The organism is Paracoccus sp. TRP (assembly GCF_000185925.1).
Taxonomy (GTDB): domain Bacteria; phylum Pseudomonadota; class Alphaproteobacteria; order Rhodobacterales; family Rhodobacteraceae; genus Paracoccus; species Paracoccus kondratievae.
In genome coordinates, this window is sequence record NZ_AEPN01000032.1 from 25,877 (window position 1) to 44,970 (window position 19,094).

Here is a 19,094-nt window from a genome sequence, read left to right on the forward strand (position 1 = left end):
GCGGGCTTTCATGTATCTTGCGCAGCTACAGGCCGGACTACTCGGCTGGGCAGGAAAGCAGGCATGAAGACACCGACCGGCAGGGGCCGCATTGTCGCGGACAAGCGCAATTTCGACCAAGCCCCTCAGAAAACGCAGAAACAGCCCCCACGTCGTTCCGGAAAGCCGCCCAAAAGGCCGCGCCGGGGCAATGTGGTGACGCGCGGAATCGCCGGATTCGTTTTGCTGATCTGGCGGGTAATCTGGGGCTCGTTCTGGCGGCTTGGCCTGACGGTGGCGCTGATTCTCTTTGCCGCAAGCTTTTACTACTACACGACGCTGCCCGAACCTGCGGCGCTTTTCGACGGTCGTGCCCGCGGCTCGGTCACCATGCAGGACAGCGAAGGCCGGGTGTTCGCCTGGCGTGGTGAAACTTTTGGCATGGTCAGCGCCGACAAGATCGCCCCGGTCCTGAAGGACGCGGTGGTTGCGACCGAGGACAAGCGATTCTACCGCCACCTTGGCGTCGATCCGCGCGGTATTGCCAGCGCAATCAAGATCAACATGTCCGAAGGACGCGGCCCGCTTGAAGGCAACGGCGGCTCGACCATCACGCAGCAGGTCGCCAAGCTTTTGTGCCTTGGCGAGACCTTTGACCCGATCCGCTGGAAATCCGAAGCCGACTTCGAGGCCGAATGCCGCAAATCCTCGATCTGGCGCAAGATCAAGGAAGTGCCCTACGCGCTGGCGATGGAGGCGAAATACTCGAAAGAGGATATCCTCAACATCTATATGAACCGCTCATACCTCGGGGCGGGCGCGCGCGGTTTCGAGGCGGCAGCACAGCGCTATTTCGACAAATCAGCAGCTCAGGTTAACGCCGCCGAGGCAGCAATGCTTGCCGGCCTGCTCAAGGCACCAAGCTATTTCGCGCCGACCTCGAACCTGCAAAGGGCGCAGGACAGGGCAACGGTCATCCTTGGGCTGATGCATGAACAGGGCTATCTGGACGACAAATCCTATGCCGAGGCCAAGGCCAGTCCGGCTGCGCTTTCCAAGGCGGCTGCGGCGCGGGCGGGCGGTTACTTTGCCGACTGGGTGATGGAATCCGGCCCCGGCTTCCTGACCAGCGAAACGACCGAGGATGTCACTATCAAGACCACCTTCGACCAGCGTGTGCAACGCGCGGCCGAACGGGCGCTGAAGCGCATCTTTGACGAAAAGGTGGCACCGGGGTCGAAGGCACAGGCGGCGGTGGTCGTGATGTCGCCCGACGGCGCGGTGCGTGCCATGATCGGCGGGCGCGACAATACCGCGACCGGCACCTTTAACCGGGCAACGCAGGCCAAGCGCCAGACCGGCTCCAGCTTCAAACCCTTTGTCTATGCCGCCGCGCTGGATCAGGGGTATAGCCCGAACGACACCGTTCTGGACGCGCCGCTTACCATCAACGTGCGCGGCTCGGGCCCGTGGTCGCCTCAGAACTATACGCGCCGCTATCTCGGCGAAGTGACGCTGACCCGCGCCCTGTCGCAGTCGCTGAACACCGCGACGATCCGCCTTCAGGAAATCGTCGGCCGTGATGCGGTACGCCGCGTAGCGCAGGACTTTGGCTTCTCGAACGATCTGGCCAGCGGCCCGTCGCTGGGCCTTGGGGTGTCAGAATCGACCCTGCTGGCCATGACCGGCGCCTATGCCGGCATCCGCAATGGGGGTACTGCCGTCAGCCCCTACGGTCTGGTTGAACTGCGCATCAAGGGTGACGATCAGGCGCTGATCGGTCAGGTCGGCGGCATGGGCCAGCGCGTGATCTCACAAAAGGCAGCGCGCGAGCTGATCGGCATGATGCAGCAGGTGATCGAAAACGGCACCGGCGGCAGGGCGCGGCTTGCAGGACGACCGGCTGCAGGCAAGACCGGCACGACCTCAAGCTATCGCGACGCATGGTTCATCGGCTTTACCGGCCAATATGTGACCGGCGTCTGGATGGGTTATGACGACAACACTCCGCTCAAGGGCGTGACGGGTGGCGGGCTGCCGGCCGAGGTCTGGCAGGCCGTCATGAACGAGATCCACGAGGGCTTGCCCGTCGAGCCGCTGGGTAACTTCGCCTTTGACCCGGATAGCGCAGTGCCGCAGGTGGTCAGCACCACGGGCGACGGCGCAGCCGATCCGCTTGCCGCCGCGCTGTCCGAGGCGCTTGGCCAACCCTCGCCGCAAGCTCAGACAGCACCTGTCGAGGGCGGCCAGGCCCTGCCCGACCCTGCGGCGGGTGGTGGTGTGCCGACCTTCCCGGCTCAGACCGTGACTTCGAACCCCGAAGCCGCGCCACCTGCGCCCGCCGATGGCGGCGCAGATGATCCGCTGACCCAGGCGCTGCGAAATATCGAGGGCGTCTATCAGGAGTAACGACAAAGGCCGGCCCCAAGGGACCGGCCTTTAACTTGCGATGGGCCTACCTGCCTTATCCCGCCTGCTGCAGATCGGCGGTCAGCGCCGCGATATCGCCCTTGCGCCGCGCAAGCATCGCCCCGATCTCGGCCCGTTCCGAGGCGAGCATGTTCACCCCCTCGATGATGATGTTGAAATAGCGGCTCTGCCCGGACTTGTCCGAAACGTGCCATTCAACCTCCATCGGGCTGCGTCCCTTAAGATAAGCGACCGAAGTCACGGCATAGAATGATTTTACCGGCCGCGCGCCCGTCACCTCGATCTCTGAGCCGATGAATTCGCGGAAGCGCTTGCCGTATTTACGGCCGATATAACCCTGAAACGCCTGTTTATAGGCGGCAAACCCGGCCGCACCCGCCTGCCGCGCCGCCGGACCCAGCGCGGAACGCGCAATGATGTCCACATCGGCATAGCGGGCAAAGATCGCCTCAAACGCCTTGAACATCTGCGCCGGAGGCTGACCCGAGTTGATGACCGTATAGACCTCGTCCAAAGATTTCTCGATCAGCGCCCGCGCCTCGTTGGTATCCAGCGCCCAAGCCGGCTGAGCGACAAGTGCCAGCCCCGCGCCGATCAGGCCCAGAAAACCGCGCCGGTTATGGCGCCGGAACTCATTCGGCATAAGGGTCAATATTCTCTCCTTCTTCGCCCAGTTCATGGCGGCGATGCTGCAACCAGATCAGCCGCGTCTGGGCATAACTATCCGCGCTTTCATACAGGATGGAATCGACGGAATCGCTAAAACGCCCTCGTTCACCGGCTTTTGAGGCCGCGCGCGCGCCCATCCCGATCAGATACTGGTCCCGGTTCAGCCATCCGCGCATCGGATCAATCACCAGATCGACGACGCGGCCCACCGCATCACGTTCAGTCGAGGGGCCAATCAGTGGCAGTTCAAGATAAGCACCCTCACCCACGCCCCAGGCAGCCAGTGTCTGGCCGAAATCGGTATCCTCTTCCGGCAGGGCGAAATCTTTGCCGGCTGGGTCAAGCAGTCCCGCAAATCCCAACGTCGAGTTCACCAAAAACCGAAAGGTCGTGCGCACCGCTGGCGCAGGCTTGCCCTGTAAAAGATGGTTCACCGCCGTGCCCGGCAATGCAAGGTTCGAGCCGAAATTTCCTGCGGCCTCAACTATATGGCTGCCGATACCCTTGCCATCTTTGCCCGACACGCCAGAACTCAGCGGCTTGACGACGCGCGAGTCGACCGCCCGGTTAAAGGCGTGAACCTTGCGGTTCATCGGCTCGTAAGGATCATGGATGCCGTCGCCGTCCCGATCCGCTGAACAGCCCCCCGCCAGAGCGGCTGCAAAAAAAGCGATCAGATGATACCTGGCAATCAATTGCTAACCTGCTGCTGATAGGTTCTGGTGAACAGTGGCGATTCGAACGGTGATGGTTTAGGGGCATGTATTGCCGTTGCGCTTTGGGATATGCGCTGGAACAATTCCGGGCAAGCCCGGTGAGGTTAACGAGGAAAGGACGAGCATGGCCTTGCCGCCGATGCGACATGATGGCGGGCGCGAGCTAAAGACTGCCCGGGCGCTGGCATGGCAGCTTTATGGCGCCGTCGGCCTGTTTTCTTTCGCAGTGAACATGCTGATGCTGACCGGACCGCTCTTCATGATGCAGGTCTATGACCGGGTACTTGCCAGTCGTTCGGTCGAAACGCTGACAGCGCTGTTTCTGCTGGTGACCTTTCTGTTCACCCTTATGGGGGTGCTGGACCTCGCCCGGAACCGGATCATGGCCCGTATCGCTGCCCGTTTTCAGGAACGGATGGAGGGGCGCGTCTTTACCGCCGCCTTGCAGGATGGTCAGGCCGTCGGTTCTGATGTCGTCGTGCGCGGCGGGATGCGTGATCTTGAGGCCGTACAGAAACTGATCGCCTCGCCGGTTCTGATGGCGCTGTTCGACCTGCCTTGGGCCCCGTTCTTTCTGGCGGCGGTATTTCTGTTTCACCCGCTGCTTGGGGCTGTCGCGACTGCGGGTATGGTAATTCTGATCTCATCAACCCTTCTGAACCAATGGCTTAGCCGCGATTCCCTGCAGCAAGCCGCCATCGCCAGCCATTCGGCCGAACGCATGTCTGACCTTTATCGCGATGAGGGTGAGGTCATCAGCTCACTCGGCATGCGCGGCGCGGCTTTCCGGCGCTGGCAGGCCGCACGCGACAAGGCGACCGAGGCGACGATGCGCTCCAGCGACCGCGCCTCTGGCTTTACGGTATTTTCGCGCACCTTCCGGCTGTTTCTGCAAAGCGCCCTTTTGGCGGCCGGCGCATGGCTGGTCCTGCAACAAGAGGTAACACCCGGCGCGATGATCGCCTCATCTATCCTGATGGGCCGGGCGCTGGCCCCGATTGAGCAGGTGGTTGGCAGCTGGTCGATCGTCCAGCGCGCCCAAGATGGATGGAGGCGGCTGAGCGAACTGCTTTCGCGCCGCCCACCGCCTGCGCAACGCACCCCCCTGCCCAAACCAGAGGCGCGGCTTGAGGTTCGCAATCTCACTGTTGTGCCCCCCGGCCAAGGCATGGCGACCCTGCGTGGTGTCAGTTTCGACCTTGGACCCGGTCAGGCACTTGGCGTGATCGGCCCTTCGGGTGCTGGCAAGTCCACACTGGCGCGCGCACTTATCAGCGCATGGCCCATTGCCTCTGGCTCGATCCGGCTGGGTGGCGCGACCCTCGATCAATATGACCCGGATGTGCTGGGGGGGCTGATCGGCTATCTGCCCCAACAGGTGACCTTGTTTGATGGCACGATTGCGGAAAATATCGCCCGCCTTTCGCCCGAGCCTGACCCCGAGCGCATTGTTGCCGCCGCTATGGCCGCTGCCGCGCATCAGATGATCCTTGATTTGCCGCAGGGTTATGACACACGGGTCAGTCAGACCGGCGGGCGCCTGTCCGGAGGACAGATCCAGCGCATCGGGCTGGCGCGCGCGCTCTATGCCGATCCGGTGATCTTTGTGTTGGACGAACCTAACTCCAACCTCGACAACGAAGGCTCAACCGCACTGAACATTGCAATCCGCAATATCAAGGCGCGCGGAGGCTCAGTGATCATCATGGCCCACCGCCCAGCCGCGATCACGGAATGTGAACTGCTGCTGGTAATGGATCAGGGCCTGCGCCGTGGTTTTGGCCCGCGCGATGAGGTCCTGAAATCGCTGGTCAAGAATGCGGAACAAATCGCCCGCGCCCAGGGCCATGGCGGAGGCGTGACATGACGAACCCAGATCAATTGGACCAGGCCCCGGCAGAGCACCCAGCCGCAACCCCGGCGGCACCACAACCCGAGCCGCTCCAGTCGAAATTCCACGCTCGTCCGACGCCAACACCGTCGCCACAGCCCCTTGCTGCGCGGTCCCGACCGGAATGGTCAGCGCGCGGGCCGGTAGTCCTGGGGTTGGTCGCCATGCTGGTTCTGGTCGGCGGCTTTGGTCTTTGGGCCTGGGGAGCTCGTATAGCCGGCGCCGTCGTCGCCCCCGGACAGGTCGAAGTTGAACAGCGCCGGCAGGTTGTCCAGCATCCTGATGGTGGTGTGGTCACGGAAATCCTGATCCATGACGGCGAAAACGTGACTGCCGGCCAACCGCTGATCCGGCTTGACGGCACATTGCTCGACACCGAACTCGCCATCGTCGAAGGTCAGTATTTCGAGATCCTCGCCCGCCGCGGCCGGCTTGAGGCCGAGCGTGCCGACCGCGAGAATATCGAGTTTCCACAGGAACTGATCGAGACAGCTGCGAAACATCCCCAACTGAAAACCATGATGGAGGGGCAGACCAGCCTGTTCCGTGCCCGGCTTGACACTCTTCGGCAGTCCATTGGCCAGTTGGCCAAGCAGGCAGAACAGGTGCAGTCGCAGATCGGCGGCGTCGATGCGCAGATGGAGGCATTGAAGCAGCAGCGAAGCTTTATCGAACAGGAATTGCGCGACCAGCGGTCTCTGCTGGAAAAGGGTCTGGCCCAGGCCCCCCGGGTTCTGGCACTGGAACGCGAGGCGGCCCGTCTGGATGGCATGTTGGGTGAGACGACGGCCGCCCGGGCCCGCGCTGTCACCCAGCTGGCCGAAATCGACCTGTCACGGCTGGAGAAAAGTGCCTCCCGTCGCGAAGAGGCCGAAACCGAGCTGCGCGAACTTGGCTATCGTGAGCTGGAGTTGGCTGAGCGGAGAAGATCGCTGATCGAACGCATCTCGCGACTGGAAATCCGCGCCCCGGTATCGGGGGTGGTGCAGGAACTGCAGGTTACCACACCGCGCTCGGTCATCCGTCCGGCTGATCCGATCTTGTTCATTATCCCTCAGGACCGGCCGTTGGTGGTCGCCGCGCGTATCGCCACCATCAACATCGACGAGGTCCACCCCGGACAAAAGGTGGTGCTGCGCTTTTCGTCCTTTTCGTCGCGCACCACGCCCGAGATTGATGGTACGCTAAGCCGCGTCTCACCCGATACGCTGGTCGATCAGGCAACCCATATCCCCTATTACCGGGCCGAGGTGACTATCCCGGCAAGCGAGGTCGAAAAACTTGGGGAGCTGGCGCTAATCCCCGGCATGCCGGTCGAGGTCTATGTCCAGACCGGCGAGCGCAGCCCGCTGGCCTATCTGATCAAACCACTGTCGGATTATTTCACCCGCGCGTTCCGCGAGAACTGATCTTTCAGAATAACAAACTGTTGCGCGCCCCGATGCCCGGCAAACGCAACAGCAGGCACCGGACGTAACAGACCCTGCGTTACGCAGGCTTTGCTTTCTTCGCCTTAAAGTCGCAAGCCTGAGAAAGTGCTGGAAATGCGCAGCAGACAGAGAGGCTGACGGCGCCTGCAAGCAGGTCGATGACCAGAAGGAACCCGGAGAGGCCAATAAGAAAAAGCGGTTGGCGCTCAGCCACTCACGCAGGCGCTTACGATAAAAAATTAAGCCGGCACGAAGCAACGTGCCGGCGATGTTTTCAAAGCGAAGACGGCTTAGACGCCGAGACACCAGCGCATGACGGCTTTTTGTGCGTGCAGGCGGTTCTCGGCCTCATCAAAGATGACCGAGTTCGGCCCGTCCATCACCGCGCTGGTTACCTCATCGTCACGATGGGCAGGCAGGCAATGCATGAACAGGGCACCGGGCTTGGCAAGCCCCATCAGCGCTTCGTTGACCTGATAAGGGCGCAGCTGATTGTGCCGCCGCTCGCGGGCCGATTGCGGATCGTGCATGGACACCCACGTATCTGTCACCACCAGATCGGCCCCCTCGACCGCCTTGGCGGGATCACGTTCGATTGCGACCTGCACACCTTGGGCGCGGGCAAAATCCACGGCCTCACGCTCGGGGTCAAGCGTGGGAGGACCAGTAAAGACAAAATCATAGCCAAACTGTCCGGCGGCATGAATCATCGAGCAGCAGACATTGTTGCCATCGCCCGACCAGACCACCTTGCGGCCCGCGATCGGGCCGCGATGTTCTTCGAAGGTCATCACATCGGCCATGATCTGGCAGGGATGGGTGCGGTTCGTCAGCCCGTTGATGACCGGCACGCTGGCATGTTCGGCCATCTCAAGCAGGGTCGCCTCTTCAAATGTACGGATCATGATCAGATCGACATAACGCGACAGCACACGGGCGGTATCGGCGATGGTCTCGCCATGGCCAAGCTGCATTTCTTTGCCCGACAGCACCATGGTCTGGCCGCCCATCTGGCGCACACCAAGATCAAAGCTGACCCGGGTGCGGGTCGATGGCTTTTCAAAGATCAGCGCGACCATACGGTTTTTGAGCGGCTGTTCGGCATCGGGCGCCCCTTTGGGCAGGCCGTTGCGCGCGTCCTTCATCCGGCGCGCATTGTCGATCATGCCGCGCAACTCTGCCTTATCGGTGGTGTGGATGTCGAGGAAACTATTCATCTGAGTGTCTTTCGGATTGATCCAGCAAGCAAGCCGCTTTGCCAAAGCGAGGTCAAGGGTCAAGGTCCGCTGCCGCTGCGAAAATCCGGCGCGAAACGTAACACCGCTTCATCGGTGCCGGGTCATGACACGGGCAAGCGTACCATCTGCCCGCGGGCGCAACGTCGGCGCCAGACCGCCCAGCAGGGACCGGCCGTCAGCACCGCCCCCAGCGGCAGGCGCACCAGCGCAAGGTCCGAAAGAAAGAATATGGTTCACCAATGCCCCATATGCCCCGGGATGCGGGGCGGGACAGCGACGGGCCGACAGGCTGGGAATGGGGCGGGCCGGGGCCGCCCGGGATTTATGCACGTCACAAGGGTGCGACCGATCCGCCCACAGGGGCAGATCGGCAAATCTCAGCGGCTGAGGGCCGAGCCTATCCATCAAGCCGCCCGGCAGCACGATCCAGCCGTGCAACCGCCTCGGCGATCTCTTCGTCCGAGATGTTCAGCGGCGGCAAGAGGCGCACGGTATTATCGGCCGCGCCAACGGTCAAAAGATGTTCAGCGTAGCCTGCGTTGACCAGATCGGCGGGGGCAACCTTGCATTTCAGCCCCAGCATCAGACCCTGACCGCGCACAGCCTCAAAAACTCCGGGATGGGCGGCGATCAGCCCTTCGAGCTTTTGCCGCAGCAGCGCGCCCTTGCGGTTTACCCCGGCCAGAAACTCGGGCTGGGCAATGATCTGCATGACGCGCACCCCGACCGCACAGGCCAGCGGGTTGCCGCCATAGGTCGAGCCATGGGTGCCCGCCGCCATACCCGAGGCCGCCTTTTCAGTCGCAACCACCGCGCCCAGCGGAAAGCCACCACCGATACCCTTGGCAACCATCATGATGTCAGGCGTGATACCCGCCCATTCATGGGCAAACAGCCGGCCGGTCCGGCCCATGCCCGACTGGACCTCATCCAGCACCAAAAGTGCACCGGTCTGATCGCAAAGCCCGCGAATCAGGCGCAGATCGGCATCGGGCAGCGGCCGGATGCCACCTTCGCCCTGAACCGGCTCCAGCATGACGGCGGCAGTGCGGTCAGAGATGGCGGCCTTCAGCGCCTCCATGTCCCCCCAGGGCAACTGGCGGAAACCGGGCATCAGCGGACCGAACCCCTTAACCATCTTTTCCGATCCCGCAGCGGCGATGGCACCGGTCGAACGGCCGTGAAAGGCGCCCTCAAAGGTCAGTATCTCGTACCGGTCGGGATCGCCTTGCTCGGACCAGTATTTGCGCACCATCTTGATTGCCAGCTCCGCCGCCTCGGTGCCCGAATTGGTGATGAAGGCGGTGTCGGCAAAGGTGTGCTCGACCAGCAGATCGGCCAGCTGTTCCTGCTGGGGAATGTTGTAAAGGTTCGAGACATGCCAGATGCGCCCGGCCTGCTCGGTCAGGGCAGAAACCAGATCAGGGTTGGCATGGCCGAGCGAGTTCACGGCGATGCCCGCGCCAAGATCCAGATATCGGGTCCCGTCCGTCGCAATGGCCCATGTGCCCTCGCCTCTTTCAAAGGCGATTGGCGCGCGGTTATAGGTCGGCAGGACGTGCGAAATCATGGAGTTACCCTCTCTGGGAACGGCCGCGTGGCGGCACCATGGCTGACGAAAATGCAGAAAGGCAGGCGTGATCGTGCGTTGACAGCGTCAACGTCGGGGACGGGCAATATGAGCGGTCCATGCGATCATGCCCGTCGCATAGCGCGGAAGCGCGCGCCGTGCAACGAAGATTTCAAGGCTTCATCCGATAGCCTGTCGCAAGCCAGCGCCATGCGGTGAACAGAACCGCCGCCACGGTCAGCCCACAGATCAGCAGCCCGCGCAGCACCGGCGCATCCGACACACCGGCGATGCCGTAACGCGCCCCGTCGATCAGGTAAAAGATCGGGTTCCAATGGGCCAGCACCCGGAAAGGCTGGGGCAGCACCTGCACCGAATAAAATGTGCCCGACAGAAACGACAGCGGCGTCACGATGAAATTGGTGATCGCAGCCATATGGTCGAATTTCTGCGCGACGATCCCGCCCAGCAGGCCAAGCCCCCCCATGAGCAAGGCGCCAAGGATCACAAAGACCAGCGCCCAAACCGGATGGGCAATCCCCTGCCCGATTACCAGCGCCATGCCTATTGCGATGGCTGTGGCGACGATCAGGGCACGCATCACCGCCCCGATCAGATAACCGGCCAGGATCTCACCCGCCGACAGGGGCGGCATCAGCGTATCGACGATATTTCCCTGCATCTTGGCCGAGATGATGCTCGACGACGTGTTGGCGAATGCGTTCTGGATCACCGTCATCATCAGGATCCCGGGTCCCAGAAAGGCAAGATAGGGCAACCCCATCACCTCGCCCCGGTTGCGCCCCAGCGCCAGCGCAAAGACGATCACGAACAGGGCCGATGTCATCAGCGGCGCAAATATGGTCTGCTGCCAGACGCTCATGAAGCGCATGACTTCGCGTCGGCTTAGTGTATAAAGGCCCAGCCAGTTCACCCGGCCAAAGCGCCGCACACCCATCTGGCGAAATTCCGGGGGCGTTCCGGAGGATGTCGGGATCGTTTGCATCGGCGCTCCTTGAATTCGCGGGCTTGTGTGGGTAAATCTGGCTATCCCCGGATTTAAGGCCGGGTCTTGCGGAATTGAAGCCACTAGCACGAAGGGCACCGGAAAGCACCCGGTGCAGGAAAGGCAAGCCATGTCCTGGACCGACGAGCGCGTCGAGACGTTGAAACGCATGTGGGCCGAGGGCCAGTCGGCCAGCCAGATCGCCAAGGAGCTGGGCGGCGTGACCCGTAACGCGGTGATTGGCAAGGTGCACCGCCTTGGCCTGTCGAACCGTAATGAAGAAAGCCCCGAGCCCGCGCCCGAAGCTGCGGCCAAGCCTGCCGCCCCCATTGCCGCCGCACCCGAGCCGAAACCGGCGCCTGCACCCGCAGCAGCCCCGGCGCCGAAACCCGCGGCTGCTGCGCCTGCCGCTGAGCCCGCGCCCGCACCTGCGCAGCCGGCAAGCTTTAACCGCCGGCCTATCGTGCCGGCTGGGCAGCCGCTGCCGCCCCAGCCCTCGGCCAATGAAATCAGCCCCGAAACGCTGGCCAGCGTGCGCGAGGTTGAAAAGCGTGCCCGCAAGCTGAGCTTGATGGAGCTGACCGAGCGGACCTGCAAATGGCCGATCGGCGACCCGGCGACCGACAAGTTCTGGTTCTGCGGCCTGCCGACCGTGGCCGGAAAACCCTATTGCGAGGCGCATGTCAGCGTCGCATTCCAGCCGATGAGCGCGCGGCGCGACCGCAGGCGCTAAGTGGCCCATTTCCCCAGACTTGCCGCATTGGCGGTGACGCTGGACGGCGTCGGCGATACGGCGCGGGCGCTGCTGGTTCAGCGGCGTAACCCGCCTGACGCCGGGTTATGGGGTTTTCCGGGTGGCCATGTCGAGCCGGGCGAAACCGCGCTTGAGGCCGCCGCCCGCGAACTGGCCGAGGAAACAGGGGTCATCGGTCGCCCGCTTTCCTATCTCGAAAATATCGACGTGATCGAGCGTAACGACGACGGTTCGTTGCGCTTTCACTTTCTGCTGACAGCAGTGCTATGCGACTATATTTCGGGTGAGCCGCTGGCAGCGGATGACGCGGCGGACGCACGCTGGGTGCCGGTTGCCGATATCCTCTCCGCACAGCTGCCGCTAAGCGCAAGCGTGCCCGAGGTGGTCCGCAAGGCGCTTGCCCTGTGGTCGGAAAGAACGCGTTGATCCGGGGATTGCCGAGGCTCTGGCCTTCGCGCCCACTGCTGGATAAAGAAACCCGAGGAACCTAACAGGACCCGATCATGGCGCGGCATCTCATTACTTCGGCGATCCCCTACATCAACGGGATCAAGCACCTCGGCAACCTCGTCGGCTCGCAGCTTCCCGCGGACCTCTATGCCCGTTACCTGCGGGGACGTGGGCATGAGGTGATGTTCATCTGCGCCACGGACGAGCATGGGACGCCTGCCGAACTGGCAGCCGCCAAGGCCGGGAAGCCGATCGCCGAATATTGCGCCGAAATGCACGAGATTCAGGCCGAGATCGCCCGTAACTTTGGCCTGTCTCTTGACCATTTTGGCCGCTCTTCCAGCCAGCGCAACCATGTGCTGACCCAGCATTTCGCCGGCAAGCTGGACGAAAACGGATATATCTCGGAGGTCGAGGAACGTCAGGTCTATTCGATTGACGACGGTCGTTTTCTGCCCGACCGCTATATCGAAGGCACCTGCCCCAACTGCGGCTATGACAAGGCCCGCGGCGACCAGTGCGAGAACTGCACCAAGCAGCTTGACCCGACCGACCTGATCAACCCGCGCTCGGCCATTTCGGGCTCAACCAATCTGGAAGTGCGGGCAACCAAGCATCTTTATCTGCGCCAGCGTTCACTCCGGGATCAGATTTCGGCCTGGATCGACAGCAAGACTGACTGGCCGATTCTGACCACCTCGATTGCCCGGAAATGGCTGAACGACGGCGACGGCTTGCAGGACCGTGGGATCACCCGCGACCTGGACTGGGGCATCCCGGTCAGGAAAGGCGACAAGCCCTGGCCAGGGATGGAGGGTAAGGTCTTCTACGTCTGGTTCGACGCGCCGATCGAATATATCGCCGCGACAGCCGAAGGCACGGATAAGCGGGGCGAACCTGACAGCGCATGGCGCCGCTGGTGGCGTCTGGACGAGGGCGCCGATGACGTGACCTATACCCAGTTCATGGGAAAGGATAACGTGCCCTTCCACACCCTCTCCTTCCCCGCGACGATCATCGGTTCGGGCGAGCCGTGGAAGCTTGTCGATTATATCAAGAGCTTCAACTATCTGACCTATGACGGCGGCCAGTTCTCGACCAGTCAGGGACGCGGCGTGTTCATGGATCAGGCGCTGTCGATCCTGCCCGCCGATTACTGGCGCTGGTGGCTGTTGTCCCATGCGCCCGAATCGGGGGACAGCGAATTCACCTGGGACAATTTCCAGCAGTCGGTGAACAAGGACCTGGCCGATGTGCTGGGCAATTTCGTCAGCCGCATCACCAAGTTCTGTCGCAGCAAATTCGGCGAAGCCATCCCCGAAGGCGGCAGCTGCGGCCCCGAGGAAGAGGCGCTGATCGAGGCGCTGACCACCCGGATCCGCGCCTATGAAGGGTTCATGGATCATATCGAGATCCGCAAATCGGCAGCCGAGCTGCGCGCGATCTGGGTCCTTGGCAACGAATATCTGCAATCGGCGGCCCCTTGGTCCACCTTCAAGACCGACCCCGGAAAAGCCGCAATGCAGGTGCGTCTGGGGCTGAACCTGATCCGGCTTTACGCGGTCCTTTCGGCGCCCTTCATTCCCTTCGCCTCGGAGGCGATGCTGGAGGCGATGCACACCGACAACCGCGACTGGCCCGATAACGTCCGTGCCGCGCTTGAGGCCCTGCCCGCAGGCCATGCGTTTACCGTGCCAGAGGTGCTTTTCGCCAAGATCAGCGACGAAAACCGCGATGAATGGCAAGAGCGGTTCAAGGGCATCCGCGACTGATCAAAGGGGCACGCTACGGTGATCGGGACAAGGCTGCGGCAAATAACCTAGTAAATTTGTCGCATTTCTGCCACAGACATTTTGCAGACAGAACTATACCCTTGTCCCGCTTGCCCGGGACTGATTAACCGCCCGTCAGCGACCCAGGCATCGGCGCTCCCTCTCGTCCGGTCGACCAAGGCAGAAATCCATCTTTTCTGTTGTCGAGAGGTGACCATGCCTTCCCCATCCTTGCCCCATCCAGCCCGCACTCGCGGGCACCGCAGCCTGCGCACGGCGCTGCTTTCACTTTCGGCGCTATGCGCCCCGGCGCTTGCGCTGGCCCAGGAACAAAATGCCGATGTCGTCGTTCTGGACAGCATCGTCATCACTGCTGCGGGCTTTGAACAGAACATCAAAGAGGCCCCGGCCAGCATTTCGGTCATCACCTCCGAAGAACTGAAAAAGGGCAGTTTCACCAGCCTGACCGATGCTCTGAAAGAGGTGCAGGGGGTTGTCACCACCGGGGTCGCCAACGAAACCGATATCTATATCCGCGGCCTGCCGGGCCAGTACACCCTGATCCTCGTGGACGGAAAGCGCCAGACCACCCGCGATGCGCGCGTGAACGGCAACTCGGGCTTTGAGCAGAGCTTTATCCCCCCGATCGCAGCCATTGAGCGGATCGAGATCGTGCGCGGCCCGATGTCCTCGCTTTACGGTTCGGACGCCATGGGTGGGGTGATCAACATCATCACCAAACCGGTCGCCGATACCTGGACCGGCTCGATCACGGCCGAGACCGTCATTCAGAACGAAAAGGGCTTTGAAAACAACCAGCAAACCTCGTTCTACGCCTCTGGTCCGCTGATCGCGAATACGCTGGGCCTGCAGGTCTGGGGCCGCAAGTTCGATCAGGACGCCTCGTCGATCTCGGGCGGACCCGGCGGCTCGGACGACTATGACCTGGGCGCCCGTCTGACCTGGCATGTGAACGACCAGAACCAGGTCCTGCTTGAAGCCGGGCGGACCCGGATCAGTGCCGAGGATTACGGCGATCTGGGCTATCGCGACCATGATCGGGATCACTGGTCGCTGACCCATAAAGGTGATTACGGGGATCTGAGCACCGAGTTCAGCTTTTCGCAGGAGGTGGGCGAACGCACAACTTACAGCCGCGCGACCCCCGACGCCGCATTCACGCGCAACCTGCGGTCCCCCGAGGTGCGCAACACGGTTCTTGACGCCAAGGCGACCCGCAGCCTGTCCTGGAATGGCGAGCATCGGCTGACCTTTGGCGGCCAGTTCCTGCGCACCGATATTACCGACCAGAACCCCGGAGCGACGGCGCCCGGCGCCACGCCACGGGATGAAAAGTTCCGCGGCGATGAATGGTCATTGTATGTCGAGGATGAATGGCGCATGCGCGATGATTTCGCGCTGACGCTGGGCCTGCGTTATACCAATAACGAATTCTACGGCGGTCATATTGCCCCGCGGATCTATGGCGTCTGGAATGCGACCGAAAACCTGACCGTCAAAGGCGGTATCTCGACAGGCTACAAGACGCCTGAACTGCGTTCGATTATTCCGGGCTATGCCTATACCAGTGGTGGCGCGGGCTGTGCCAGCAATACCCCGCCCTCTTGCGCGGTTATCCTTGGCAACCCGGATCTGAAGCCGGAAAAAACACTGAACTTTGAATTGGCTGCCGTTTATGAGGCGGATACATTCACGGTCAGCGCCACGGCCTTCCACACGAAGTTCGAAGACAAGCTGCAACAAAGAAGCCTTGGCCGCGACACCAATGGCGATGGCATCCTTGACGAATACGATTACTGGACGGACGGTCCGCAATATGTCGGCTCGGACGGACAGCTATATTACCGGCGCATTATCCAGAACTTCAACGTCGACGAGGCCGAAATCTCGGGCGTGGAATTGGCTGGCGACTGGAACATCACCCCGGACCTGTCGGCGCGCGCCTCATATACCTATACCAAATCCGAGCAAAAGACCGGCGACTTTGCGGGCTTCCCGCTGGCGCGCACGCCTGAACATATGGCCAGCCTGCGCTTTGACTGGGTAACCCCGGTCGAGGGGCTGGATACCTGGCTGTCGGCCAATTACCACGGCTCGGAAATCGCCTCGGGCCTGCGTATCGGCAGCAATGGCCGCGAGGTGGAAATCAACGGTCAAAAAGGGCGCAAATATTCGCCTTATACCACCGTCGATATTGGCGCGAACTACCAGCTGACCGAGACGGCAGCCCTGAATGCCGCCGTCTATAATGTTTTCAACGAAGAGGTCCGCGAAAGCGACTTCAACACGGTGCTGGAAGGCCGTCGTCTGTGGTTGGGTCTGACCGCGAGCTTCTGATCCATCTTTCCTGACAAGTCTTGTGCCCGGCTGTGGACTTTCCACCGCCGGGCATGTTCTTTTCAGAGGGTACAAGACAGGAGAAGAAGCGCGCATGACCCATTGCATCCTGATCGGCGCCCCGGTGGACGAGGGGCAACGGCGACCCGGCTGCCTGATGGGACCGGCGGCCTATCGCGTGGCCGGTCTGGCCGCGACGCTTGAGGATCTGGGCCATACTGTCGAGGATCGTGGCGACCTGGCACCGGCCCCCGGCCGACACCAGACCTGCACCAACCCCGCCGTCCATCACCTGCCCGAGGTCATCGCCTGGACCGAGGCCCTGCAGGCCGCAGGCGCTGCCGCAATGAACGAGGGGATGCCGATCTTTCTGGGCGGCGACCATGCGCTGGCGCTTGGCACGCTGGCCGGGGTTGCGTCACATGCGCAGGCAAAGGGGCGGCCGCAATTCGTACTATGGCTGGACGCGCATAGCGATTTTCACACGCCCGAGACGACCTCTTCGGGGAACCTTCACGGCACGCCTCTGGCCTATGCCTCGGGACGGGCTGGGTTCGATCCATTTCCACCATTCCCTGTGCCGATTCCCGGTCACAACATCTGCATGTTTGGCATCCGCAGCGTGGACGGCGCCGAATCCGCCGCCTTGCGTGAAACGGATATCATCGTCAACGACATGCGCGTGCTGGACGAGCGTGGCATCATCGCCCCCTTGCGCGAATTCCTTGACCGCGTCCGGGCCGAGAACGGGCTTTTGCATGTCAGCCTGGACGTCGATTTCCTTGACCCGTCGATCGCGCCCGCAGTCGGCACCACGGTTCCCGGCGGCACCACCTTCCGCGAGGCGCATCTGGTGTGTGAGCTATTGCATGAAAGCGGGCTGATGACCTCGCTGGACCTTGTCGAGCTGAATCCGTTTCTGGACGAACGTGGCCGCACCGCCAAGCTGATGGTCGATCTGGTTGGCTCGCTGATGGGGCGCAAGGTTTTCGACCGCCCGACCCGCAGTTATTGAGAGCGCAAGCAGCTACTCTTGCCAATTCCCGCCGCGCCCGTTAACCAGCGTTCTGGCGCGGGCGTGGCGGAATGGTAGACGCGTGGGACTTAAAAAGTCTTTTTTCTACCATCCCACAAAAAGCTCGCGGCGGAGAAAAGATAGGTTATACAACGTCTTAGGTGACGTTGCCGTTCGAGGGTGAAAACAAGCGATTCGGCGCTAGGTGCAAGATAGGTGCAGAGAGCCAGGGCTAGGATCGGCGACAAAAGGCGGACGTGGCGAAATCGGTAGACGCAGCAGACTTTAGAATTGGAGTGCCCGCGGGGAAATCCGCGGAGTAGAACCGCTCAAAGTCGGGGAAAGCTAACGGGCAACGCCCTAGGCCAATCCCGAGCCAAGCCCCTAAAGGGGAAGGTGTAGAGACTGGACGGGCGGCGCCTAAAGCCTTCTGGCCATGGCGAAGGGACAGTCCAGACCACGAACGCCATATGGCGGCGGCGAAAGCCGAGGTGGTACGAAAATCTGCTTCTCTGTGAGAGTACGGGTTCGAGTCCCGTCGTCCGCACCATACATACATCGTTTAAGGATAATAGGCGGCTGTAGGTTCGCATCCCGAGCATGCACCCATTTTCAATTGCTGTTCCAGACGACGGCGTAAGTGCCGATCCTTGCCAAGGTTGGGTCGAGGGTTCGACTCCCTTCGCCCGCTACAGTTCTCCTAAAGAAATCAAAAGCTTAAATGAGGGCAGCCTATTGGCGGCCTTTACTTTTTTGGCTTGATCAACACATGATCAACCGCCATGGCGAACAGTGCTGGAGGGCGGGGCTGTGGTTGTGCAGGGACCAAACGACCGAAAAGGTGACCGGATCTGCCTCGTCGGTGATCGGTAGGAAGTCGATCTCGGCCACGAATGCAACCGGCTTGATCTAATTCTCTTTCTCTAACTCCACCATCACTTTTCGGTAGAGGCAGACTGCGACATGCATCGGCATGACGTACAAATTTCATGTAGCAGGTCGCAAGAAGCGGCTCACCATCGTTGTGATCAGCTTCCTGCTTTCCTTGAAACCAATGTCGGACGCCATCAGCGGCAGCATCGGCGCGGCATCAAGGATGACCACCAGAACCGCGCTTGTGTGCTTCGGGTCAAGATCGGGATCGACCTCTCCACGCGATTGACCGGCTTTCAGGGCCTCCATCAGGAGCGCCCGCACGCCATCGGTATTCTCTCTGAGGATAGCGCGGATTCTTTCGTTACGTCCCGCTTCTGCCAGCAATTCAAACAGGATGCGACAATGGGTGAGGTCGTCCCACCCCTTCATGCTCCAAAGCTCCGATAGCAACAAGGTCGCAGTTTGCACTAGATCTACGCTAGGTTGAATATGGGCAGCGTGGCGTGTTCCGCTGTGATTAGTCTTCCAGCACATCTGAATTGATTTTGATCCTGGGAGCGATCGCACTCGGTCATCCGGTCATGTGACCCGACTGAATGCGATCGCTGTTGTTTATTGTTGCTGTTCCTGGACCGCCCCATCACCGCTTTGGCCTTTCTCGCGTCGCTGCCCGAGTTTCCGCACGGCGACGTAGAAGACTGGCGTCAGGAGCAGGCCGAAGAGTGTGACGCCGAGCATGCCGGCGAACACGGCAATGCCCATGACATGCCGCATTTCGGCGCCGGCGCCGGTTGCGATGACAAGTGGAACGACACCGGCGATGAATGCGAGTGATGTCATCAGGATCGGCCGCAGGCGAAGCCGGGCTGCTTCAAGCACAGCATTCAATGGATCGACGCCTTCATCTTCCTTGAACCGCACCGGGTTTGCCGGAGGCTGA

General features: G+C 61.6%; 15 protein-coding genes. 8 read left to right on the forward strand and 7 right to left on the reverse strand.

Annotated elements, in window-relative coordinates; all coding sequences use genetic code 11:
* Window positions 1-63 precede the first annotated feature (63 nt).
* Complete coding sequence (locus tag PARACOCCUSGL_RS0115115; RefSeq protein WP_010398266.1) at window positions 64-2,388, forward strand: transglycosylase domain-containing protein; 2,325 nt, start codon at window positions 64-66, stop codon at window positions 2,386-2,388.
* A 55-nt stretch (window positions 2,389-2,443) separates the two neighbouring features.
* Here PARACOCCUSGL_RS0115115 and PARACOCCUSGL_RS0115120 read toward each other — a convergent pair whose 3' ends face one another.
* Both PARACOCCUSGL_RS0115120 and PARACOCCUSGL_RS0115125 read right to left on the reverse strand, forming a co-directional pair.
* The gene (locus PARACOCCUSGL_RS0115120; RefSeq protein WP_010398269.1) at window positions 2,444-3,052 is read right to left on the reverse strand and encodes a phospholipid-binding protein MlaC; all 609 of its coding nucleotides are present in this window, start codon (window positions 3,050-3,052) and stop codon (window positions 2,444-2,446) included.
* A complete protein-coding gene (locus PARACOCCUSGL_RS0115125) occupies window positions 3,042-3,773 on the reverse strand; it encodes a VacJ family lipoprotein (protein WP_010398271.1) in 732 nt (243 codons plus the stop codon). The genes PARACOCCUSGL_RS0115120 and PARACOCCUSGL_RS0115125 overlap by 11 nt, the downstream gene beginning before the upstream one ends.
* A 145-nt stretch (window positions 3,774-3,918) precedes the next feature.
* Here PARACOCCUSGL_RS0115125 and PARACOCCUSGL_RS0115130 point away from each other — a divergent pair, with 145 nt between their 5' ends.
* On the forward strand, window positions 3,919-5,661 hold the full coding sequence (locus PARACOCCUSGL_RS0115130; RefSeq protein ID WP_010398273.1) for a type I secretion system permease/ATPase: 1,743 nt from the start codon (window positions 3,919-3,921) through the stop codon (window positions 5,659-5,661).
* Window positions 5,658-7,094 (forward strand): HlyD family type I secretion periplasmic adaptor subunit, encoded by a 1,437-nt coding sequence (locus PARACOCCUSGL_RS0115135; RefSeq protein ID WP_029372380.1) that lies wholly within the window; start codon window positions 5,658-5,660, stop codon window positions 7,092-7,094. The genes PARACOCCUSGL_RS0115130 and PARACOCCUSGL_RS0115135 overlap by 4 nt, the downstream gene beginning before the upstream one ends.
* A 311-nt stretch (window positions 7,095-7,405) precedes the next feature.
* On the opposite strand, the gene argF is transcribed toward PARACOCCUSGL_RS0115135, so the two are convergent.
* The 3 genes from argF to PARACOCCUSGL_RS0115150 all read right to left on the reverse strand — a co-directional run bounded on the left by argF (window position 7,406) and on the right by PARACOCCUSGL_RS0115150 (window position 10,929).
* Window positions 7,406-8,332 carry an ornithine carbamoyltransferase gene (argF, locus tag PARACOCCUSGL_RS0115140; RefSeq protein WP_010398279.1) on the reverse strand — a complete coding sequence of 309 codons (927 nt, stop codon included), beginning with the start codon at window positions 8,330-8,332 and terminating at the stop codon, window positions 7,406-7,408.
* 418 nt (window positions 8,333-8,750) lie between these two features.
* Entirely contained in the window at window positions 8,751-9,923 is a 1,173-nt protein-coding gene (locus PARACOCCUSGL_RS0115145; protein WP_010398281.1) for an aspartate aminotransferase family protein, read from the reverse strand.
* A 172-nt stretch (window positions 9,924-10,095) separates the two neighbouring features.
* Complete coding sequence (locus PARACOCCUSGL_RS0115150) at window positions 10,096-10,929, reverse strand: ABC transporter permease (RefSeq protein WP_050804202.1); 834 nt, start codon at window positions 10,927-10,929, stop codon at window positions 10,096-10,098.
* 130 nt (window positions 10,930-11,059) lie between these two features.
* Here PARACOCCUSGL_RS0115150 and PARACOCCUSGL_RS0115155 point away from each other — a divergent pair, with 130 nt between their 5' ends.
* The 5 genes from PARACOCCUSGL_RS0115155 (at window position 11,060) to rocF (ending at window position 17,278) form a co-directional block, all read left to right on the forward strand.
* Entirely contained in the window at window positions 11,060-11,662 is a 603-nt protein-coding gene (locus tag PARACOCCUSGL_RS0115155; protein WP_010398288.1) for a GcrA family cell cycle regulator, read from the forward strand.
* Window positions 11,663-12,109, forward strand: a complete 447-nt coding sequence (locus PARACOCCUSGL_RS0115160) for an NUDIX hydrolase (protein ID WP_010398290.1) — start codon at window positions 11,663-11,665, stop codon at window positions 12,107-12,109. It begins immediately after the preceding gene.
* 77 nt (window positions 12,110-12,186) lie between these two features.
* On the forward strand, window positions 12,187-13,905 hold the full coding sequence (gene metG, locus PARACOCCUSGL_RS0115165) for a methionine--tRNA ligase (RefSeq protein ID WP_010398293.1): 1,719 nt from the start codon (window positions 12,187-12,189) through the stop codon (window positions 13,903-13,905).
* Window positions 13,906-14,121: 216 nt separating this feature from the next.
* Window positions 14,122-16,263 (forward strand): TonB-dependent receptor domain-containing protein, encoded by a 2,142-nt coding sequence (locus PARACOCCUSGL_RS0115170; RefSeq protein ID WP_050804203.1) that lies wholly within the window; start codon window positions 14,122-14,124, stop codon window positions 16,261-16,263.
* Window positions 16,264-16,357: 94 nt separating this feature from the next.
* On the forward strand, window positions 16,358-17,278 hold the full coding sequence (gene rocF, locus PARACOCCUSGL_RS0115175; protein WP_010398297.1) for an arginase: 921 nt from the start codon (window positions 16,358-16,360) through the stop codon (window positions 17,276-17,278).
* 987 nt (window positions 17,279-18,265) lie between these two features.
* Here the strand turns inward: rocF and PARACOCCUSGL_RS20705 are convergent.
* Both PARACOCCUSGL_RS20705 and PARACOCCUSGL_RS0115190 read right to left on the reverse strand, forming a co-directional pair.
* Window positions 18,266-18,583: a TetR family transcriptional regulator C-terminal domain-containing protein gene (locus PARACOCCUSGL_RS20705; RefSeq protein WP_010398301.1), complete on the reverse strand. Its 318-nt coding sequence runs from the start codon at window positions 18,581-18,583 to the stop codon at window positions 18,266-18,268.
* A 183-nt stretch (window positions 18,584-18,766) separates the two neighbouring features.
* The coding region (locus tag PARACOCCUSGL_RS0115190) for an efflux RND transporter permease subunit (protein WP_010398303.1) at window positions 18,767-19,094 on the reverse strand (328 nt) is incomplete at its 5' end.